Below are 17,992 nucleotides of genomic sequence, written 5' to 3' on the forward strand. Positions count from 1 at the left end.
CACTGCTCTATCCGCTCCTTCCGGACTTCGATGACCTGAAGCCCAACACTTTCGAAACCTACTTAACTCATTGAATCTCAAGGAGTTTTCCGTTTCGACTGCGCCGGAAGTGGGGCGAATTATAGACTTCCAGAATCTGCCGTCAATCATTAATTCCGCTTTTCTATCAATAAGTTGCGCAACACTGGCAAATCCACTGCTTTCGCCCTTAAGAACCACCTCTCTCTATATAGAAGAGGGAACTCAAAGAACCCCCGCTTCTCTGAAGGCCGTCACCGCCGCTTCGTCCAGCCCCAATACTCGCTGCAGCACCTCCAGCGTATGCTCCCCTAATAAAGGGGGTGCATTGCGATATTCAACTGGCGTCTCGGAGAGTCGAATCGGGCTGGCCACCTGCGGCACGCTACCAGCCAATACGTGAGGCAATTGCATTGCCAATCCGCGCGCCTGCACCTGAGGATCGGCAAACACCTGGGCAAGGTCGTTGATTGGCCCACACGGCACACCCGCCAGCTCCAACTGAGCCACCCACTCGGCGGTGGTCTTGAACACCGTCGCCTGACGGATCAATGGAATCAACACCGCCCGATTCGCCACTCGCAGCTTGTTTGTGGCAAAACGCGGGTCGTCAGCCCACTGCGGTTGACCGGCAACCTCAGCGAACCTCCGGAACTGGCCGTCATTACCCACCGTAAGGATGAAATCGCCATCAGCCGTAGGAAAATCCTGATAAGGCACGATGTTCGGATGAGCATTACCCAACCGCTTCGGCGCATTACCTGTGGTCAGGTAATTCATCGCCTGATTGGCCAGGCAAGCCACTTGGACATCCAGCAAGGCCATATCGATGTGCTGCCCGCCACCGGCATGATCACGATGCGCCAGCGCCGCCAAAATAGCAGCAGTCGAATACAGCCCCGTGAGGACATCCGTCAGCGCGACCCCAACCTTCACCGGCCCCGCCCCCTCATCACCCTCAGGGCGGCCAGTCAGGCTCATCAAGCCTCCCAACCCCTGAATCATGAAGTCATACCCAGCGCGCTTGGCATAAGGGCCTGTCTGGCCAAATCCGGTGATTGAGCAATAGATCAATTGCGGATTGATCGCCTTTAGCGACGCGTAGTCCAGACCATAAGCCGCCAGCCCGCCAACCTTGAAGTTTTCGATCAGGATATCGGACTTGGCCGCCAGCTCTCGCACCAACCGTTGCCCCTCTGGACGCGTGAAATCGATGGTCACCGACTGCTTATTGCGATTGGCCGACAGATAGTAAGCAGCCTCGGTCGTGTTCTCACCTCGGGCATCCTTCAGGAAAGGCGGCCCCCAGGCGCGCGTGTCGTCACCATTGCCGGGGCGCTCGACCTTGATGACATCAGCCCCCAGGTCCGCCAGGATCTGCCCGGCCCACGGCCCGGCCAGGACCCTCGATAAATCCAATACCCGCAGATGCGAAAGCGCGCCCATGAACGTTCCCCTATTAATAGAACGCCTGGATACCGGTTTGCGCACGCCCCAGGATCAGCGCATGAACGTCATGCGTGCCTTCGTAGGTGTTTACGACCTCCAGGTTCACGAGATGACGAGCAATGCCGAACTCATCGGAAATACCGTTGCCGCCCAGCATGTCCCTCGCCATACGGGCAATATCCAGGGATTTGCCGCAGGAGTTGCGCTTCATGATCGAGGTGATCTCGACCGCCGCCGTGCCTTCATCTTTCATACGCCCCAGACGCAGGCATCCCTGCAGGGCCAGCGTGATTTCGGTCTGCATATCGGCGAGCTTCTTCTGGATCAACTGATTGGCTGCCAGCGGACGCCCAAACTGCTGGCGGTCCAGCGTGTACTGGCGAGCGGTATGCCAGCAGAACTCAGCGGCTCCCAAGGCCCCCCAGGAGATGCCATAACGCGCCGAGTTCAAGCAAGTAAAGGGGCCTTTCAGACCACGGACATCCGGAAAGATGTTCTCTTCCGGAACGAATACGTTGTCCATCACGATTTCGCCAGTGATCGAGGCACGCAGCCCGACCTTGCCGTGAATGGCCGGCGCACTCAGCCCCTTCCAGCCTTTCTCGAGGACGAAGCCGCGGATATCGCCGGCGTCGTCTTTACCCCAGACGACAAAGACGTCTGCGATCGGACTGTTAGTGATCCACATTTTGCTACCCGTCAGGCTGTAGCCACCGTCCACCTTGCGCGCCCGAGTAATCATCGCGCCCGGGTCGGAACCATGGTTCGGCTCGGTCAGACCAAAGCAGCCGATCCATTCACCAGACGCCAGCTTTGGCAGATACTTCTGTTTTTGTGCCTCAGTCCCGAACTCATTGATCGGGACCATGACCAGCGAGGACTGCACGCTCATCATTGAGCGATAACCGGAATCGACGCGCTCGACCTCACGAGCGATCAGGCCATAGCTGACGTAATTCAGCCCACTGCCGCCGTACTGTTCAGGAATGGTTGCCCCCAGCAGGCCGACTTCACCCATCTCGCGGAAAATCGCCGGATCGGTCTTCTCATGACGGAACGCTTCCAGCACCCGCGGCGCGAGTTTCTGCTGGGCGAACTGCTCAGCAGTGTCGCGGATCATGCGCTCTTCTTCGGTGAGCTGCTGATCCAGCAACAATGGATCGATCCAGTTGAAGCTCGCTTTACCGGCCATGAAAGAGTCCTCGCCAATTAAATGGAAATCGTGGATTGATCCTAGGCGCGCTTTCCTACAAGGGCAAACGAGGATTACGCACTATCTTGTGCTAATTTCTCACTCCGTAATCGCCGTAAACCCCGTTTATGCCGACATTGTGTGAGGCTGCGTACATGCGCCGTAAAATCCCCAGCACCACCGCCCTGATCAGTTTCGAGGCCGCTGCACGTCATGAGAGCTTCACCAAGGCGGCGCATGAGCTTTCTCTTACGCAAGGTGCTATCTGTCGACAGATCGCCAGCCTGGAAGACTTCCTCAGCGTGGAGCTTTTCAGACGCTCACGCCGAGGCGTCAAACTGACCGAAGCCGGCCTTTCCTACAGCCGTCGAGTTGCCACCCAACTGGATGCCGTCGAGCGCGACGCTCTTTCAGTGATGGGGCACACCGGTGCGAACGTGATCGAACTGGCCGTGGTTCCAACCTTCGGCACTCAATGGCTGCTACCACGCCTCAAGGATTTTCAGCAGCAGCATCCGGAAGTCACCGTCAACCTGACCAACCGCACACGGCCCTTTCTCTTTGCGGACACAGAGTTTGATGCCGCCATCTATTTTGGCGATGCGGACTGGTCCGGTACCGAATCCCACAAATTGATGGGCGAAAATCCGATGCCGGTATGCAGCCCTACCTTACTGGGAGACCGGACGAGCCTGACACCAGAAGCCATCGCCGAATTGCCCTTGCTCCAGCAGACCACTCGCCCGTATGCGTGGCGCCAGTGGTTCAACGCCCAGAACCTGAACATTGCACGAGACCTGACAGGTCCGCGTTATGAACTATTCTCCATGCTTGCCCAGGCAGCCATGCACGACATGGGCATTGCGCTGATTCCGCCCTTCTTGATTCAGCGCGAGCTGGCAGAGAAACGACTGGTCGTGGCCAACCGTAGCGCGCTATCGAGCGTCAAGGCCTACTACCTGATGATTCCGGAACGAAAGGTTGAATCCGCCTCTCTTCGGGCTTTTCGCGATTGGCTCGTGAACCAGGCAACTAACTATCTCCTTGATTAACAAGGAAAAGCCTAAAACTGCCTTAGGTAGTCAACTAAAATAAGTCGCTACAGATATAAGTTTATGTCGCATCCAGTCATTCTGTTATGAAGGCCGTACAGTAGTCTCCAAAGCGTTTAAATACATGGCTTTGAGCCATATTGCGCAGCGCATCAGAGCCTATTCATCTGGCCCATGGGAAAAATTGTCAATTTGAACCTGAATCCTTGGAAAGCACGGCCTACAAGGGATGCCGATCGATAATTGCGACATTCGGTCACAGGGTGACTTGTAGTTAATTTTCCGTCACCCGTCATAATCCCTTGAAGGGCTGAATTTTCGCCTGCAAAATGCCGCGCCCCGCCTGGTTTGGCGGGATCGTGCTGATCGGCCGCCCCAGCCGCACCATCCGAAGTGCCTGGGTTTACTCAATAAGATCACGCAGGAGATTTGACGTGCACATTGGTGTTCCCCTCGAAACCCAAACGGGTGAAACACGGGTTGCTGCTACCCCGGAAACCATCAAGAAGCTGATCGGCCAAGGCCATAAAGTCACTGTTCAAAGCGGCGCCGGTATCAAGGCCAGCGTCATCGACAGTGCCTATGAGGCGGCGGGCGCAACCATTGGCAGTGCCAGTGATGCATTCGGGGCCGAGCTGATTCTCAAAGTGATCGCCCCGAGCGATACCGAACTGACGCTGATCAAGCACGGTACGGTGCTGGTGGGCATGCTCAACCCGTTCAACAACGAAACCATTGCCAAGATGGCCGAGTGCGGCATTACCGCGTTCGCCCTCGAAGCGGCGCCGCGCACCTCGCGGGCGCAGAGTCTCGATGTGTTGTCGTCGCAGGCGAACATTGCCGGCTATAAAGCTGTGTTGCTGGCCGCTCACCATTACCCACGCTTCATGCCGATGCTGATGACCGCCGCAGGCACCGTAAAAGCGGCGCGCGTGCTGATTCTCGGCGCGGGTGTGGCAGGCTTGCAGGCCATCGCAACGGCCAAGCGCCTGGGAGCGGTGATCGAGGCCTCGGATGTGCGTCCGGCGGTCAAGGAACAAATCGAGTCCCTCGGCGCCAAGTTCGTCGACGTGCCTTACGAAACCGACGAAGAGCGTGAATGCGCCGTCGGCGTCGGCGGTTACGCCCGGCCGATGCCGGCCAGCTGGATGCAGCGCCAGGCCCAAGCGGTGCACGAGCGCGCCAAGCAGGCTGACATCGTCATCACCACCGCATTGATTCCGGGCCGCAAGGCACCAACGCTGCTGAGCGCCGAAACCGTCGCGCAGATGAAACCCGGCTCGGTGGTCATCGACCTCGCGGCAGCCCAGGGCGGTAACTGCCCGCTGACCGTGGCCGATCAGGTGGTGATCGAAAATGGCGTGACCATTTGCGGTCCGACCAACCTTGCCGGTGAAGTCGCGGCCGATGCTTCGGCGCTGTACGCCCGTAACCTGCTGGACTTCCTGAAGCTGGTCTTCACCAAGGAAGGTCAGTTCGACGTGAACCTGGAAGACGACATCGTCGCCGCGTGCCTGATGTGCCGCGACGGCCAGGTCATCCGCAAAAACGCCTAAGCAGGGATTCAGACAATGGAAGAGCTTATCTCCCCCGGTATCTACAACCTGATCATCTTCGTGCTGGCGATTTATGTCGGTTACCACGTGGTCTGGAACGTAACACCCGCGCTGCACACACCACTGATGGCCGTGACCAACGCCATTTCGGCCATCGTGATCGTCGGCGCCATGCTTGCCGCCGCGCTGACCGTGACCCCGTTGGGCAAGACCATGGGCACCCTCGCCGTGGCCCTCGCCGCAGTGAACGTATTCGGTGGCTTCCTGGTGACGCGCCGTATGCTTGAGATGTTCAAGAAAAAAGCCCCGAAAGCCGTAAAAGAAGAGGCGCCCAAGTAATGAGCATGAACCTGGTAACGACGCTCTACCTGATCGCGTCCGTCTGCTTTATCCAGGCCCTCAAAGGCCTGTCTCATCCCACCACCTCACGCCGAGGCAACCTGTTCGGCATGCTCGGCATGGCGCTGGCGGTGCTCACTACCGTGGGCCTGATCTATAAGCTCGGTGCTGAGCTGGCCACTGCCGGCATTGGCTACGTCATCGTCGGCTTGCTGGTCGGCGGCACCGCCGGCTCAATCATGGCCAAGCGCGTCGAGATGACCAAGATGCCGGAGCTCGTGGCGTTCATGCACAGCATGATCGGCCTGGCGGCAGTGTTCATTGCCATCGCGGCGGTCGTCGAGCCTCAGTCCCTGGGCATCGTCAAACAGCTCGGTGACTCGATTCCGGCCGGCAACCGCCTGGAACTGTTCCTCGGCGCCGCCATTGGCGCGATCACCTTCTCCGGTTCGGTAATTGCGTTCGGCAAGCTCTCGGGCAAATACAAGTTCCGCCTGTTCCAGGGCGCACCGGTACAGTTTGGCGGCCAGCACAAGCTCAACCTGATCCTGGGCCTGGCAACGCTGGGCCTGGGCCTGACCTTCATGTTCACCGGCAACCTCGGCGCGTTCGCCTTGATGCTGGCCCTGGCCTTTGTCCTGGGCGTGCTGATCATCATCCCGATCGGCGGCGCGGACATGCCCGTGGTGGTCTCGATGCTCAACAGTTATTCCGGTTGGGCCGCGGCGGGTATTGGCTTCTCGCTGAATAACTCGATGCTGATCATTGCCGGTTCGTTGGTAGGTTCGAGCGGTGCGATCCTGTCGTACATCATGTGCAAGGCGATGAACCGCTCGTTCTTCAACGTATTGCTCGGCGGTTTCGGCAACACAGCAGATGCTGCCGGCCCGGCAGGCTCCACAGAAGCCCGCCCAGTGAAATCTGGCTCGGCTGACGACGCGACCTTCCTGCTGACCAACGCCGACACGGTGATCATCGTGCCAGGCTATGGCCTGGCGGTGGCACGGGCGCAGCACGCGCTCAAAGAGCTGACCGAGAAGCTGACCCACCACGGCGTGACCGTCAAATACGCGATCCACCCAGTGGCCGGTCGCATGCCCGGGCATATGAACGTCCTGCTGGCCGAGGCCGAAGTGCCTTACGACCAGGTGTTCGAGATGGAAGACATCAACTCCGAGTTCGGCCAGGCCGACGTGGTGCTGGTACTGGGCGCCAACGACGTGGTCAACCCGGCGGCGAAGAACGATCCGAAGTCGCCGATTGCCGGCATGCCGATCCTCGAAGCCTTCAAAGCCAAGACCATCATCGTCAACAAGCGCTCGATGGCCAGCGGTTATGCCGGCCTGGACAACGAACTGTTCTACCTGGACAAGACCATGATGGTGTTCGGTGACGCCAAGAAGGTCATCGAAGACATGGTCAAAGCGGTGGAATAGCGCTCACGGCTTCACCATAAACGCCCCGACTTGTCGGGGCGTTTTGATTTGTATCAAGGCCGAACGTTACCGATCCGGTAATAATGTTTTGCCTGAAACACTCGTAATAGAGGCCTTAAATGCGACCTTTGTAGCGGGTCGGGCACAGCGCGAATTCACTAGACTGCGCATCTTGCTTTCCAGCCCGAGATAACAACCTATGTACCGTGATCGCATCCGCTTGCCTTCGTTATTGGATAAAGTGATGAGTGCTGCCGAAGCAGCCTTGTTGATTCAGGACGGCATGACCGTCGGCATGAGCGGTTTTACCCGCGCCGGAGAAGCGAAAGCAGTGCCCCACGCCCTGGCTGAGCGCGCCAAGGTCACTCCGCTGAAAATCAGCCTGATGACGGGTGCGAGCCTGGGCAACGACCTCGACAAGGAACTCACTGAGGCCGGCGTGCTGGCGCGACGCATGCCATTCCAGGTCGACAGCACATTGCGCAAGGCGATCAACGCAGGCGAGGTGATGTTCATCGACCAACATCTCTCGGAGACCGTCGAACAACTGCGCAACGGCCAGCTCAAGCTGCCCGATATTGCTGTGATCGAAGCGGTGGCCATCACCGAACAAGGGCATATCGTACCGACCACATCGGTGGGTAACTCGGCCAGTTTCGCCATCTTCGCCCGGCAAGTGATCATCGAGATCAATATGGCCCACAACCCGAACCTGGAAGGGCTGCACGACATCTACATCCCGACCTATCGTCCGACCCGCACCCCAATCCCCCTGGTGAAAGTCGACGACCGTATTGGCAGTCCCGCTATCCCGATACCACCGGAAAAAATTGCCGCCATTGTCATCACCAACCAAGGGGACTCGCCTTCGACCGTCGCGCCTCCGGACAGCGACACCCAGGCCATCGCCGATCACCTGATCGACTTCTTCAAGCAGGAAGTTGCGGCCGGGCGCATGACCAACAAGCTCGGGCCGTTGCAGGCCGGGATCGGCAACATCGCCAACGCTGTGATGTGCGGGTTGATCGATTCCCCGTTCGAAGACCTGACCATGTATTCCGAGGTCCTGCAGGACTCGACATTTGACTTGATCGACGCTGGCAAGCTGAGCTTCGCCTCCGGCAGCTCTATCACGCTGTCGAGTCGACGCAACGCCGAAGTATTCGGAAATCTGGAAAGATATAAGGACAAACTGGTCCTGCGCCCACAGGAGATCTCCAACCATCCCGAGGTCGTGCGCCGCCTAGGCATCATCGGTATCAACACCGCGCTGGAATTCGACCTGTACGGCAACGTCAACTCCACCCACATCTGCGGCACTCGGATGATGAATGGCATCGGCGGTTCGGGGGATTTCGCCCGCAACGCCCACTTGGCGATTTTCGTCACCAAGTCGATTGCCAAGGGCGGTGCCATTTCCAGTGTCGTACCGATGGTCAGCCACGTGGACCATACCGAGCACGATGTCGACATCCTGGTGACCGAGATCGGCCTGGCCGACCTCCGGGGCCTGGCACCAAGGGAGCGGGCACGAGTGGTCATCGACAACTGCGTGCACCCGTCCTACCGCCAAGCGTTGAATGAATATTTCGAAGCAGCGTGCGCCCTGGGTGGGCATACCCCGCATATCCTGCGCGATGCACTGAGTTGGCACCTGAACCTCGAAGAAACCGGGCGCATGTTGGCCGTCTGATACCGCTGGATCCCCCCTATTGCAAATACAGTTTTGAGCGAAGCCTGTCGCTAGCGCCAAGTCTGACAAAAACTGTACTGCTGTACCGGTGTTTTCTTACAGTCTTTTCCCACAAAACATCAGCCAACCACCTATAACGCACCAATATCGCGCAGACAGGTACAGTTGCCTCAATATTGACCAGTACACTGCTCTTTAACAGTTAACTGGTCTCTCACAATACAGGTGAACTGTATCTAGAGAGACTGGCCAAACGAGAGGATCATGGGCACCAGTTAAACCACTACCTAATCCCGCCACAAGCGGAAGGATGTCAACCATGGAACGTACACTCAGTTCCGAGCTGTTTTTCGAAGACAAAGCTGAAAAAAACCAGGCTTCCCTGCCTCTTCGCGTTATCGCTAACCTGATGTTGTGGCAGCGCCGCATCACCAGCCGTCACCAACTGGCTCGTCTGGATTCGCGCCTGCTGGCTGACGCCGGTATCAGCGAAGCACAACGTTACGAAGAGCTGAGCAAGCCGTTCTGGCGCTAACTCAGCGTCGCTGGCCCTGACCCACCGGGTCCACCGCCAGCACCGAATTGAACAAACAAGACCCGTCGCGGGAAACCGCGACGGGTCTTGTCGTTTCCGCGCCTGTTTTTTGGAAGACCGGAGATAAAACAGTTCAGGGTAAAATAAAAACATACCAGTACAGTTAATCTTGAGCCGTAGCGCTCAATGCGTGCATCATGCTGCCGATGATTGCCGCAAAGGGCTGTCACCCAACGCGTTCTATCCTAATATCAATGCGAACGTGGCGAAGCGAGTCGAGCATGCGTCTCCTCTTCCAGCTACACGCACTGGCATCACCTCATCCTTCAAGGAGTTTCCTCATGATTCGTCTTCGCCTGCTCAGCACAGTTGCCCTGCTGGCCGTAGCCGCCCACTCCAACGCCAGCAGCTTTGTCGTTACCACTGACTCGATCGTCGGCGCACTCAAGGCCACGTCCGACGTGACTTCCGATGCAACCTCATCACTGCGGGACAACAAGATCGTTCAAGCCGCCCGTGATGACGCCGCCAGCTTCGTGGCCAGCGAGGGCGCCATCCGGGGTGTGAAACTGGAGAGTGCCCTGGATTACATCCGCCAGCAGGCACCACAGCTCAACGCCACCGATGCACAGCTGGCCCAAGCTATCCTGGTGATCTGATGCAACATGAAACATCGGGCGCCAAATGGTGTTCCGATGTTTCAACACTGGCTCTGGCCCGCAGGTTTGCGCTAGCCTTCAGACTCGCCATCAACCATCGAGTCCCATGCGCTCTTACTCAGATCTGTTCTTAGCGTCTTTCTTTGTAGTTTTTTGCTGGTCAGTCCCAGCCCATGCTTTCGATGTGTCCACCCAGCAAGTGGTGGTCAGTGGCTATGCCACGAGCATGGTGACCTCCGCGCCCTTCGACCATAAGCTGATCGTCGCCGCTCACGATGACGCTGCAGCCTTCATCGCCAGCGACGGGCAGTTGCGAGGTGCACAACTGGAATCGGCCCTGGATTACCTGCGCCGGACCCAGCCAAAACTTCACGTCAGCGACCTTGAACTGGCACAGGCAATTCTCGTCCAATAGTTATCCCTATTTCTCCGGAGTCGTTCCATGCGTAGCCCGCTGATTGCTGCCGCCCTAGGCCTGCTGGTGTTGGCCGATGTGGCCCAGGCACACACCCTGGTAGCCACCAGTAACATCATCGTTCGCGCTTCCCAGCGCACGATTGATTTCACCTCCGACACCACCACCTCCATCCGTGATTCAAAAATCGTCCGCGAAGCCCACGACGACGCGGCCAGTTTTGTCGCTAGCAATGGTGAAATTCGTGGCGCTCATCTCGAGGCCGCCTTCGACACCTTGCGCACCCGCGTGCCGGAAGCCCGCGACGCCAGTGACCAGGTTCTCGCCGAAGCCATCCTCGCATTGTGAGGCGGTTCGCCGCCTGGCTGGCGGCCGGGGTCTTGCTGCTCACGGGCAGCATGGCCCATGCCGGCCTGCAATTGCACCTCAATGTCGAAGGACTGAGCCCGGCGCAACAGCAGGCCAGCCAAGCGCTGCTCGATGAAGCCATGCAGACGCTGCCACCGCGCTTCATCGAGCGGCTGGACCGACGCATCGATGTCGGCTGGACCGACCAGATGCCCGCCAACGCCTACGGGCAGGCCTCGCTGGTGTCGCAACTGGACCTCAATAGCAACCTGCTCGACAGCCTTGTCGACGGCAGCGCCGCGACGCAAAAGACCCATCGCCCCCACGGCACCGTACGGCGGGAAATGCTCGCCACCGTCCTGCACGAACTGACCCACATTTATGACCGCTCACGCCTATGGCCAGATGCCGAGCGTACGCTGATCCAGCGTTGCACTCGACACAACAGCAGCGTCGGGCTGATCGGTCTTCCCGATGAATGCCGGGGCCAGAACGACCGCCGTTTCACCCTCAGTGATGATCCGCGCTTACTGGACCTCGCCGGCTGGCCGCAATACGTCGGCCGGCGCGGTGAGCGGGAACAGCACAACCGCCAAGTTGCCCGCAGCCCGGATCTCTATGAAACGAGCAGCCCCAAGGAGTTCGTCGCGGTCAACATGGAGTACTTTCTCCTGGACCCGAGCTACGCCTGCCGACGCCCCGCCCTGTATCGCTATTACCAGGAACACTTCGGTTGGGCACCCGCCGTCAAGGACACCTGCGCCAAATCGTTCGCGTTCCTCAACGCCGGAAACGACTTCGCCAAGACGCCACTGGGCAAGGTCGATCCAGAGCGGGTCTATGCCATTGATTACCTGCTGGCCGAAGCCAATCAGAACTGGGTGAGCCGCTGGGGCCACAGCATGCTCCGGCTGGTGATCTGTGCACCGAGTCGCCCACGTGGCCCGAACTGCCGACTGGATCTGGACCAACACCTGGTGCTGTCATACCGCGCCTTCGTGGGCGATGTGCAGCTATCGAGTTGGGATGGGCTGGTAGGCAAATATCCGTCGCGCCTGTTCGTCTTGCCGTTGGCGCAGGTGATCGATGAATACACCAAGACCGAACTGCGCAGCCTGGCATCGGTGCCGCTGAACCTGTCGCGCACTGAGATCGAGGAGACGGTCGAACACGCCGCCGAAATGCATTGGAGTTACGACGGCAACTATTACTTCCTGTCCAATAACTGCGCAGTGGAAAGCTTGAAGCTGCTGCGCAGCGGCAGCAATAACGAACAGCTCAAGGGCCTGGACAGCATCCTGCCCAACGGTTTGTTGGAAGTCCTCAAGGGCCGGGGACTGGCGGACACCAGCGTGCTGGATGATCCCAAGGAAGCTTTGCGCCTGGGCTACCGCTTCGACTCATTCCGCGAGCGGTACCAGGCCATGTTCGATGTGCTGAAGAAGTATCTGCCGATCAAGCAGCAAACGGTGGAAGACTGGCTGGCCCTGAACGCCGCCGAACGCCGCGTCTGGTTCGAACGGGCCAACCTGCGCACCAGCGCGGCGCTGTTGCTGCTGGAACAGGCCAGTTATCGTCGGCAACTGTTGTTGGCGCAGGATGAAGTCAAACAGCGTTACCTCGGAGCCCGTGAATTGCAGAATGGCGGCATGGAAAAGGCTAACGCGACGTTGCAGCAGATCCTTGCCAACAGCGGTTTCCTGAGCCGTCCGGCCGAACTGCTGGGCAGCAGCGGCTACGGCTTGCCGCAACCCAGTGAGTGGCAACGCCTGGAATCGCAAAGCAGCTTGCGTCAGAAACAGCTTCAAACGCTGACAGGCGACCTGGACAAGGAAGTCAGGGCTTTGCTTGAGCCGAGTCGCGCCGCTGAAATTGCTGCGAGCGAGGCCAATGTGAAAGCGATCGGCGAACATTTACGCAAGCTGCACAAGGCCGGGGGCGGGTTGGAATTGCCCTGACGAGCACGCCCTCAAGCGCAGCGCCTGGAATCACGCATGAAGCAATAAAAAAGGGGTTCAGAACCACGTTCTGACCCCCTTTTTACGTGCCGCCAGTCAAATCAACAATCAGCTGACACGCGCCTTGCGCACACCATCAGCCAGGGCGGCACACAAGCTCAACACGCCATCAATCGCCTGCTCCGAGGTATCGGCATTGGCGATATGGTCAATCAGCGCCGAGCCAACCACTACCCCATCAGCCAATCGTGCGATGGCCGCAGCCTGCTCCGGCGTACGAATTCCGAAACCAATGCTGATTGGCAAATCGGTGTGGCGACGCAAGCGCGCCACGGCTTCTTCCACGTGCTCCAGCGTCGCGGCACCGGCACCGGTCACACCCGCCACCGACACGTAATATACAAAGCCCGAACTGCCATCGAGCACCGTTGGCAAACGCACGTCGTCGGTGGTTGGCGTGGTCAGGCGGATGAAGTCCAGGCCCGCTGCCTGGGCCGGTTCGCACAGCTCGCTGTTGTGCTCGGGCGGCATGTCTACAACGATCAGACCATCCACGCCAGAGTCCAGCGCCTCGCCAATGAAACGTTGTACGCCATAACGGTGGATCGGGTTGAAGTACCCCATCAGCACCAGCGGTGTCTCGCCGTTTTCTTTGCGGAACTCACGAACCATCTGCAGGGTTTTCGCCAGGTTCTGCTGGGCGCCCAAGGCACGAATATTCGCCAACTGGATCGCCGGGCCGTCGGCCATCGGGTCGGTGAACGGCATGCCCAGCTCGATCACATCGGCACCGGCCGCGGGCAGGCCCTTGAGGATTGCCAAAGAGGTGTCGTAGTCCGGGTCGCCAGCCGTGACAAAAGTCACCAGCGCAGCGCGGTTCTGTTCCTTGAGTTCGGCAAAGCGGATTTGCAGGCGGCTCATCAGTGTTTCTCCTGCTGGGACTGTTCCATGTGGTGCATCACGGTTTGCATGTCTTTGTCGCCACGACCGGACAGGTTGACCACCATCAAGTGATCTTTCGGCAGGTTGGGTGCGCGTTTGAACACTTCCGCCAGGGCATGGGCACTTTCCAATGCAGGAATGATCCCTTCCAGTCGGCAGCATTTGTGAAAGGCTTCCAGGGCTTCGGCGTCGGTCACCGAGGTGTACTGGACGCGGCCAATGTCGTGCAACCAGGCGTGTTCCGGACCGATGCCGGGGTAGTCGAGACCCGCGGAAATCGAATGAGCGTCGATGATCTGACCGTCGTCGTCCTGCAACAGGAAGGTGCGGTTGCCGTGCAGTACACCGGGAACGCCGCCGTTCAGGCTCGCCGCATGCTTACCGGTCTCGATGCCATAACCGGCGGCTTCGACGCCGATGATCTCGACACTCTTGTCGTCCAGGAACGGGTGGAACAGACCCATGGCGTTGGAGCCGCCGCCGATGCACGCCACCAGGCTATCCGGCAGGCGACCTTCCTGGGCTTGCAACTGCTCGCGGGTTTCCTTGCCGATCACGGCCTGGAAGTCACGCACCATCGCCGGATACGGATGCGGGCCAGCCACCGTACCGATCAGGTAGAACGTGCTGTCAACGTTGGTGACCCAGTCACGCAGGGCCTCGTTCATTGCATCCTTCAGCGTACCGGTACCGGCGACCACCGGGATCACTTCAGCGCCCAGCAGCTTCATGCGGAACACGTTGGCCTGCTGGCGCTCGATGTCGGTGGTGCCCATGTAGATCACGCACTCGAGGCCAAAACGTGCGGCGACAGTGGCGGTGGCCACACCGTGCATGCCGGCGCCGGTCTCGGCGATGATGCGTTTCTTGCCCATGCGTCGCGCCAGCAGGATCTGGCCGATGCAGTTGTTGATCTTGTGCGCGCCGGTGTGGTTCAGCTCTTCACGCTTGAGATAGATCTTGGCGCCGCCGCAGTATTCGGTCAGGCGCTCGGCGAAGTAGAGCGGGCTCGGACGACCGACGTAATCGCGCTGGAAGTAGGCCAATTCTTCGAGGAACGCCGGATCTTCCTTCGCCACTTCGTATTCGCGGGCCAGATCGAGGATCAGCGGCATCAGGGTTTCGGCCACATAGCGGCCACCGAAGGCACCGAACAGGCCGTTGGCATCGGGACCGCTGCGCAGGTTGAAAGGGGTCGTAGACTGGGTCATCGGGCGCTCCAAGCAAATGCATTGAAAGACAATGAGGTTCACTCTACCCCTGACATCCCCGGCTGAAAACCGATAAGATCGCCACAACCTGTCAGAAAAACTCACAAATAACATGAGCCACGACCTTCCCCCCCTCAATGCCTTGCGCGCCTTCGAGGCCACCGCCCGCCTGAACAGCGTAAGCCAGGCGGCCGAACAGCTGCACGTCACCCATGGCGCTGTAAGTCGACAGCTGAAGGTGCTGGAAGAGCATTTAGGTGTCAGTCTGTTCGCCAAGGATGGGCGCGGCCTGAAACTCACAGATGCCGGCATGCGCCTGCGCGATGTCAGCGCCGATGCGTTCGAGCGACTGCGTGGTGTTTGTGCAGAGCTGACGCAAAGTACGGCCGATGCCCCGTTTGTCCTGGGCTGCTCGGGAAGTTTGCTGGCACGCTGGTTTATTCCCCGCCTGGGCAGGCTCAATGCCGACCTGCCCGATTTGCGCCTGCATCTGTCCGCTGGCGAGGGCGATCTGGACCCCAGGCGACCAGGACTGGACGCCTTGCTGGTATTCGCCGAACCTCCCTGGCCGGCCGACATGCAGGTGTATGAGCTGGTGAGCGAGCGGATCGGCGCCGTGATGAGCCCGCACTACGCCGGATTCGCCCGTTTGCAGGCCGCACCGGCCAGCGCGCTGCTGCACGAGTCGTTGCTGCACACCACCTCCCGCCCACAGGCCTGGCCGACCTGGGCACAGCAAAATGACCTTGATCCCGGGGCATTGAAGCTCGGGCAAGGATTCGAGCATCTGTATTATTTGCTGGAGGCCGCCGTAGCGGGGCTCGGCGTGGCGATCGCGCCCGAGCCGCTGGTGGCCGAGGACGTGCGCGCCGGTCGTCTGGTCGCGCCGTGGGGTTTCGATGAAACGGCGGCGCGACTGGCGTTGTGGCTACCCAAGCGCGCCGCAGATGGACGCGCTCGGCAATTGGCCCAGTGGCTCAGGCACGAGCTGAGCCAACCGACTCAGTCTGCGCGTTTGCACAGCAAATAAGCAGCCAGCAAACCAAGCGCACCGACCGCGACACCCGCTGTGGTCCATGGATGCTCCTGCGCATAGTCGCGTGTGGCGATCCCGGTTTCACGGGTTTTCACCTTGACCTCTTCATACGCGTCGCTGAGCAGATGGCGAGAATGTTTCAGGGCGTTCTCGGCATTGGCCTTGAGCGACTTGAGGGTCTTACGCGACTCGTCCGAAGCATCGTCCTTCAGGCTCTCCAACGACTTAAGCAGACTCTCGATCTCCGCTTCCATGCTTTGCAACGAGGCTTTACGTAACGAATTGCTGGCCATGGTGGCTCTCTCCTGCAGTGGTTGAGTGGCGTGTGTGAATTGGGACTGCGCGCGTTTCTGAAAGTGCAGTAAATCTGAACTTCAGCGCGCAAACGGCGACACACGTATGACGAAAAATCGCTGCTAGGCTGTTAAACACAACCAAGGAGAACCTCATGAGTGATCATCACACCTACAAAAAAGTCGAGCTGGTCGGCTCGTCTCCCACCAGCATTGAAGACGCCATCAACAACGCCTTGGCCGAGGCCAGCAAAAGCCTCAAGCACCTGGAGTGGTTCGAAGTCACGGAAACCCGTGGACATATCGAAAACGGCCGGGCCGCGCACTTTCAGGTCACCCTCAAAGTCGGGTTCCGGATTGTAAATAGCTGAGGAACGATGAACTTGCACGCTGGCGGAGTGCCATAGGAGATGGCGATGCGCTATGGCATGCGCATTCTATTTTTTCCATTACCTGCCCTATTTGATCCGACCAAGGAGTGCGAGCGATGAACAAGTTGATGGTGGCCCTGGGCTTGCTGAGCCTTGCCGGTGGTGCGTTTGCGGCCGGCAAGCCCTGCGAAGAGCTGAAAAGCGAAATCGCAGCGAAGCTGGATGGCAAGGGCGTGTCAGGTTATTCGCTGGAAATCGTCGAGAAAGGCACAGCGACTGACGGAAAAGTCGTAGGCACCTGTGAGGGTGGTACGAAAGAAATCATCTATAAAAAGTGATTCTTTTCGAACGTCAAAGCCGACGCAATGCGTCGGCTTTTTTATGCGCGTCATTCAGCCTTTCATGACCTGCGCCAGCAACTCGTATGAGTGCAAACGATCGGCGTGTTCGTACAGATCACTGGTGAAAATCAGCTCATCGGCCTGGGTTTGCTCGATCAGCACTTGTAGCTTGGCGCGAATCTTCTGCGGGCTGCCAACCATGGCTAGGCCGAGGAAATCACCCACCGCCTCTTTCTCATGGGGCAACCAGAGGCCGTTCATGGTTTCGACAGGCGGACGCTGCACCAGGCTCTGGCCACGCATCAACGCCAGGATCCGCTGGTACACCGACGTCGCCAAGTAATCGGCCTGTTCATCCGTATCCGCCGCCACCAGCGGCACGCCAAGCATCACATAAGGCTTGTCGAGCACTGCCGACGGCTTGAAGTGGTTGCGGTAGACGCGAATCGCCTCGTGCATATAGCGCGGTGCGAAATGGGAGGCGAATGCGTAGGGCAAACCGCGTTCACCGGCCAATTGCGCACTGAACAGGCTCGAACCCAGCAGCCACACCGGCACATTGGTGCCGGTGCCGGGCATGGCGATGATGCGTTGGTCCGGGGTGCGCGGGCCCAGATAACGCATCAGCTCGGTCACGTCTTCGGGGAAATCGTCCGCGCTGCCGGAGCGCTCGCGACGCAGCGCCCGGGCAGTCATCTGGTCGGAACCTGGCGCACGCCCCAGCCCCAGGTCGATTCGACCCGGGTAGAGGCTTTCCAACGTGCCGAACTGTTCGGCGATGATCAACGGCGCGTGATTGGGCAACATGACGCCGCCGGAGCCGACACGAATCGTCGAAGTGCCCCCCGCCAGATACCCCAGCAGCACCGCCGTCGCGGAGCTGGCGATACCGTCCATGTTGTGGTGTTCGGCCACCCAGAAGCGGGTATAACCGTACTTTTCCACGTGCTGCGCCAGGTCCAACGAGTTGCGCAAGGACTGGGCGGCATTGCCATCGGCGCGAACAGGCACCAGGTCGAGGGTTGAGAATTTCACTTCGGACAGCTGTTTCATGGGCTGGGATCTCCAACGGCGTTCCGGGCTTTTCCAGGGCAAAAGCCTGCCGTTTCTACAGGTGTGCTCCATGCAATGTGGGCATATACCCGAGT

19 protein-coding genes are annotated in these 17,992 nt (G+C 59.1%); 13 read left to right on the top strand and 6 right to left on the bottom strand.

Going from position 1 to position 17,992, the window contains the following annotated elements; all coding sequences use genetic code 11:
- Positions 1-243 precede the first annotated feature (243 nt).
- A complete protein-coding gene (locus AACY42_RS22455; protein ID WP_339482381.1) occupies positions 244-1,464 on the bottom strand; it encodes a CaiB/BaiF CoA transferase family protein in 1,221 nt (406 codons plus the stop codon).
- Positions 1,465-1,477: 13 nt separating this feature from the next.
- On the bottom strand, positions 1,478-2,659 hold the full coding sequence (locus AACY42_RS22460) for an acyl-CoA dehydrogenase (RefSeq protein WP_339482383.1): 1,182 nt from the start codon (positions 2,657-2,659) through the stop codon (positions 1,478-1,480).
- Between the two features lie 155 nt (positions 2,660-2,814).
- On the opposite strand from AACY42_RS22460, the gene AACY42_RS22465 reads away from it, so the two are divergent.
- The 10 genes from AACY42_RS22465 to AACY42_RS22510 all read left to right on the top strand — a co-directional run bounded on the left by AACY42_RS22465 (position 2,815) and on the right by AACY42_RS22510 (position 12,650).
- The gene (locus AACY42_RS22465; protein WP_339482385.1) at positions 2,815-3,711 is read left to right on the top strand and encodes a LysR family transcriptional regulator; all 897 of its coding nucleotides are present in this window, start codon (positions 2,815-2,817) and stop codon (positions 3,709-3,711) included.
- Positions 3,712-4,145: 434 nt separating this feature from the next.
- Positions 4,146-5,267: a Re/Si-specific NAD(P)(+) transhydrogenase subunit alpha gene (locus tag AACY42_RS22470; protein ID WP_339482386.1), complete on the top strand. Its 1,122-nt coding sequence runs from the start codon at positions 4,146-4,148 to the stop codon at positions 5,265-5,267.
- A 15-nt stretch (positions 5,268-5,282) separates the two neighbouring features.
- A complete protein-coding gene (locus tag AACY42_RS22475; protein WP_003187010.1) occupies positions 5,283-5,606 on the top strand; it encodes an NAD(P) transhydrogenase subunit alpha in 324 nt (107 codons plus the stop codon).
- Positions 5,606-7,042 (top strand): NAD(P)(+) transhydrogenase (Re/Si-specific) subunit beta, encoded by a 1,437-nt coding sequence (locus tag AACY42_RS22480; RefSeq protein WP_339482387.1) that lies wholly within the window; start codon positions 5,606-5,608, stop codon positions 7,040-7,042. Before AACY42_RS22475 ends, AACY42_RS22480 begins: the two co-directional genes overlap by 1 nt.
- 199 nt (positions 7,043-7,241) lie before the next feature.
- Entirely contained in the window at positions 7,242-8,735 is a 1,494-nt protein-coding gene (locus tag AACY42_RS22485) for an acetyl-CoA hydrolase/transferase family protein (RefSeq protein ID WP_339482388.1), read from the top strand.
- A gap of 319 nt (positions 8,736-9,054) precedes the next feature.
- A complete protein-coding gene (locus AACY42_RS22490) occupies positions 9,055-9,270 on the top strand; it encodes a DUF1127 domain-containing protein (RefSeq protein WP_339482390.1) in 216 nt (71 codons plus the stop codon).
- 341 nt (positions 9,271-9,611) lie between these two features.
- Positions 9,612-9,929 carry a DUF2388 domain-containing protein gene (locus AACY42_RS22495; RefSeq protein ID WP_339482391.1) on the top strand — a complete coding sequence of 106 codons (318 nt, stop codon included), beginning with the start codon at positions 9,612-9,614 and terminating at the stop codon, positions 9,927-9,929.
- Between the two features lie 106 nt (positions 9,930-10,035).
- On the top strand, positions 10,036-10,344 hold the full coding sequence (locus tag AACY42_RS22500) for a DUF2388 domain-containing protein (protein ID WP_339482392.1): 309 nt from the start codon (positions 10,036-10,038) through the stop codon (positions 10,342-10,344).
- 27 nt (positions 10,345-10,371) lie between these two features.
- Entirely contained in the window at positions 10,372-10,692 is a 321-nt protein-coding gene (locus tag AACY42_RS22505; protein ID WP_003187020.1) for a DUF2388 domain-containing protein, read from the top strand.
- Complete coding sequence (locus AACY42_RS22510) at positions 10,689-12,650, top strand: DUF7844 domain-containing protein (protein WP_339482394.1); 1,962 nt, start codon at positions 10,689-10,691, stop codon at positions 12,648-12,650. Before AACY42_RS22505 ends, AACY42_RS22510 begins: the two co-directional genes overlap by 4 nt.
- A gap of 108 nt (positions 12,651-12,758) precedes the next feature.
- On the opposite strand, the gene trpA is transcribed toward AACY42_RS22510, so the two are convergent.
- Both trpA and trpB read right to left on the bottom strand, forming a co-directional pair.
- A complete protein-coding gene (gene trpA / locus AACY42_RS22515) occupies positions 12,759-13,571 on the bottom strand; it encodes a tryptophan synthase subunit alpha (RefSeq protein WP_339482396.1) in 813 nt (270 codons plus the stop codon).
- Positions 13,571-14,803 (bottom strand): tryptophan synthase subunit beta, encoded by a 1,233-nt coding sequence (gene trpB / locus AACY42_RS22520; protein WP_339482398.1) that lies wholly within the window; start codon positions 14,801-14,803, stop codon positions 13,571-13,573. Before trpB ends, trpA begins: the two co-directional genes overlap by 1 nt.
- A 112-nt stretch (positions 14,804-14,915) precedes the next feature.
- Between trpB and AACY42_RS22525 the strand changes: the two genes are divergently transcribed.
- Entirely contained in the window at positions 14,916-15,833 is a 918-nt protein-coding gene (locus tag AACY42_RS22525) for a LysR family transcriptional regulator (protein ID WP_339482399.1), read from the top strand.
- Here AACY42_RS22525 and AACY42_RS22530 read toward each other — a convergent pair.
- Entirely contained in the window at positions 15,806-16,132 is a 327-nt protein-coding gene (locus AACY42_RS22530; RefSeq protein WP_339482401.1) for a DUF883 family protein, read from the bottom strand. The genes AACY42_RS22525 and AACY42_RS22530 overlap by 28 nt on opposite strands.
- A gap of 155 nt (positions 16,133-16,287) precedes the next feature.
- On the opposite strand from AACY42_RS22530, the gene AACY42_RS22535 reads away from it, so the two are divergent.
- Together AACY42_RS22535 and AACY42_RS22540 are read left to right on the top strand one after the other, a co-directional pair.
- A complete protein-coding gene (locus AACY42_RS22535; protein ID WP_003196424.1) occupies positions 16,288-16,503 on the top strand; it encodes a dodecin in 216 nt (71 codons plus the stop codon).
- Positions 16,504-16,619: 116 nt separating this feature from the next.
- On the top strand, positions 16,620-16,841 hold the full coding sequence (locus AACY42_RS22540; protein WP_339482403.1) for a DUF1161 domain-containing protein: 222 nt from the start codon (positions 16,620-16,622) through the stop codon (positions 16,839-16,841).
- A 54-nt stretch (positions 16,842-16,895) separates the two neighbouring features.
- On the opposite strand, the gene AACY42_RS22545 is transcribed toward AACY42_RS22540, so the two are convergent.
- Positions 16,896-17,897: an LLM class flavin-dependent oxidoreductase gene (locus AACY42_RS22545; RefSeq protein WP_339482405.1), complete on the bottom strand. Its 1,002-nt coding sequence runs from the start codon at positions 17,895-17,897 to the stop codon at positions 16,896-16,898.
- Positions 17,898-17,992: the final 95 nt, after the last annotated feature.

The organism is Pseudomonas sp. RL_5y_Pfl2_73 (assembly GCF_963970515.1).
Classification (GTDB): Bacteria; Pseudomonadota; Gammaproteobacteria; order Pseudomonadales; family Pseudomonadaceae; genus Aquipseudomonas.

Bases quoted from the DNA above. Each gene is read 5' to 3' on its own strand.
- AACY42_RS22455 (WP_339482381.1), bottom strand. From the start codon at position 1,464: ATGGGCGCGCTTTCGCATCTGCGGGTATTGGATTTATCGAGGGTCCTG.
- AACY42_RS22460 (WP_339482383.1), bottom strand. From the start codon at position 2,659: ATGGCCGGTAAAGCGAGCTTCAACTGGATCGATCCATTGTTGCTGGAT.
- AACY42_RS22465 (WP_339482385.1), top strand. From the start codon at position 2,815: ATGCGCCGTAAAATCCCCAGCACCACCGCCCTGATCAGTTTCGAGGCC.
- AACY42_RS22475 (WP_003187010.1), top strand. From the start codon at position 5,283: ATGGAAGAGCTTATCTCCCCCGGTATCTACAACCTGATCATCTTCGTG.
- AACY42_RS22480 (WP_339482387.1), top strand. From the start codon at position 5,606: ATGAGCATGAACCTGGTAACGACGCTCTACCTGATCGCGTCCGTCTGC.
- AACY42_RS22485 (WP_339482388.1), top strand. From the start codon at position 7,242: ATGTACCGTGATCGCATCCGCTTGCCTTCGTTATTGGATAAAGTGATG.
- AACY42_RS22490 (WP_339482390.1), top strand. From the start codon at position 9,055: ATGGAACGTACACTCAGTTCCGAGCTGTTTTTCGAAGACAAAGCTGAA.
- AACY42_RS22495 (WP_339482391.1), top strand. From the start codon at position 9,612: ATGATTCGTCTTCGCCTGCTCAGCACAGTTGCCCTGCTGGCCGTAGCC.
- AACY42_RS22500 (WP_339482392.1), top strand. From the start codon at position 10,036: ATGCGCTCTTACTCAGATCTGTTCTTAGCGTCTTTCTTTGTAGTTTTT.
- AACY42_RS22505 (WP_003187020.1), top strand. From the start codon at position 10,372: ATGCGTAGCCCGCTGATTGCTGCCGCCCTAGGCCTGCTGGTGTTGGCC.
- trpA (WP_339482396.1), bottom strand. From the start codon at position 13,571: ATGAGCCGCCTGCAAATCCGCTTTGCCGAACTCAAGGAACAGAACCGC.
- trpB (WP_339482398.1), bottom strand. From the start codon at position 14,803: ATGACCCAGTCTACGACCCCTTTCAACCTGCGCAGCGGTCCCGATGCC.
- AACY42_RS22525 (WP_339482399.1), top strand. From the start codon at position 14,916: ATGAGCCACGACCTTCCCCCCCTCAATGCCTTGCGCGCCTTCGAGGCC.
- AACY42_RS22530 (WP_339482401.1), bottom strand. From the start codon at position 16,132: ATGGCCAGCAATTCGTTACGTAAAGCCTCGTTGCAAAGCATGGAAGCG.
- AACY42_RS22535 (WP_003196424.1), top strand. From the start codon at position 16,288: ATGAGTGATCATCACACCTACAAAAAAGTCGAGCTGGTCGGCTCGTCT.
- AACY42_RS22540 (WP_339482403.1), top strand. From the start codon at position 16,620: ATGAACAAGTTGATGGTGGCCCTGGGCTTGCTGAGCCTTGCCGGTGGT.
- AACY42_RS22545 (WP_339482405.1), bottom strand. From the start codon at position 17,897: ATGAAACAGCTGTCCGAAGTGAAATTCTCAACCCTCGACCTGGTGCCT.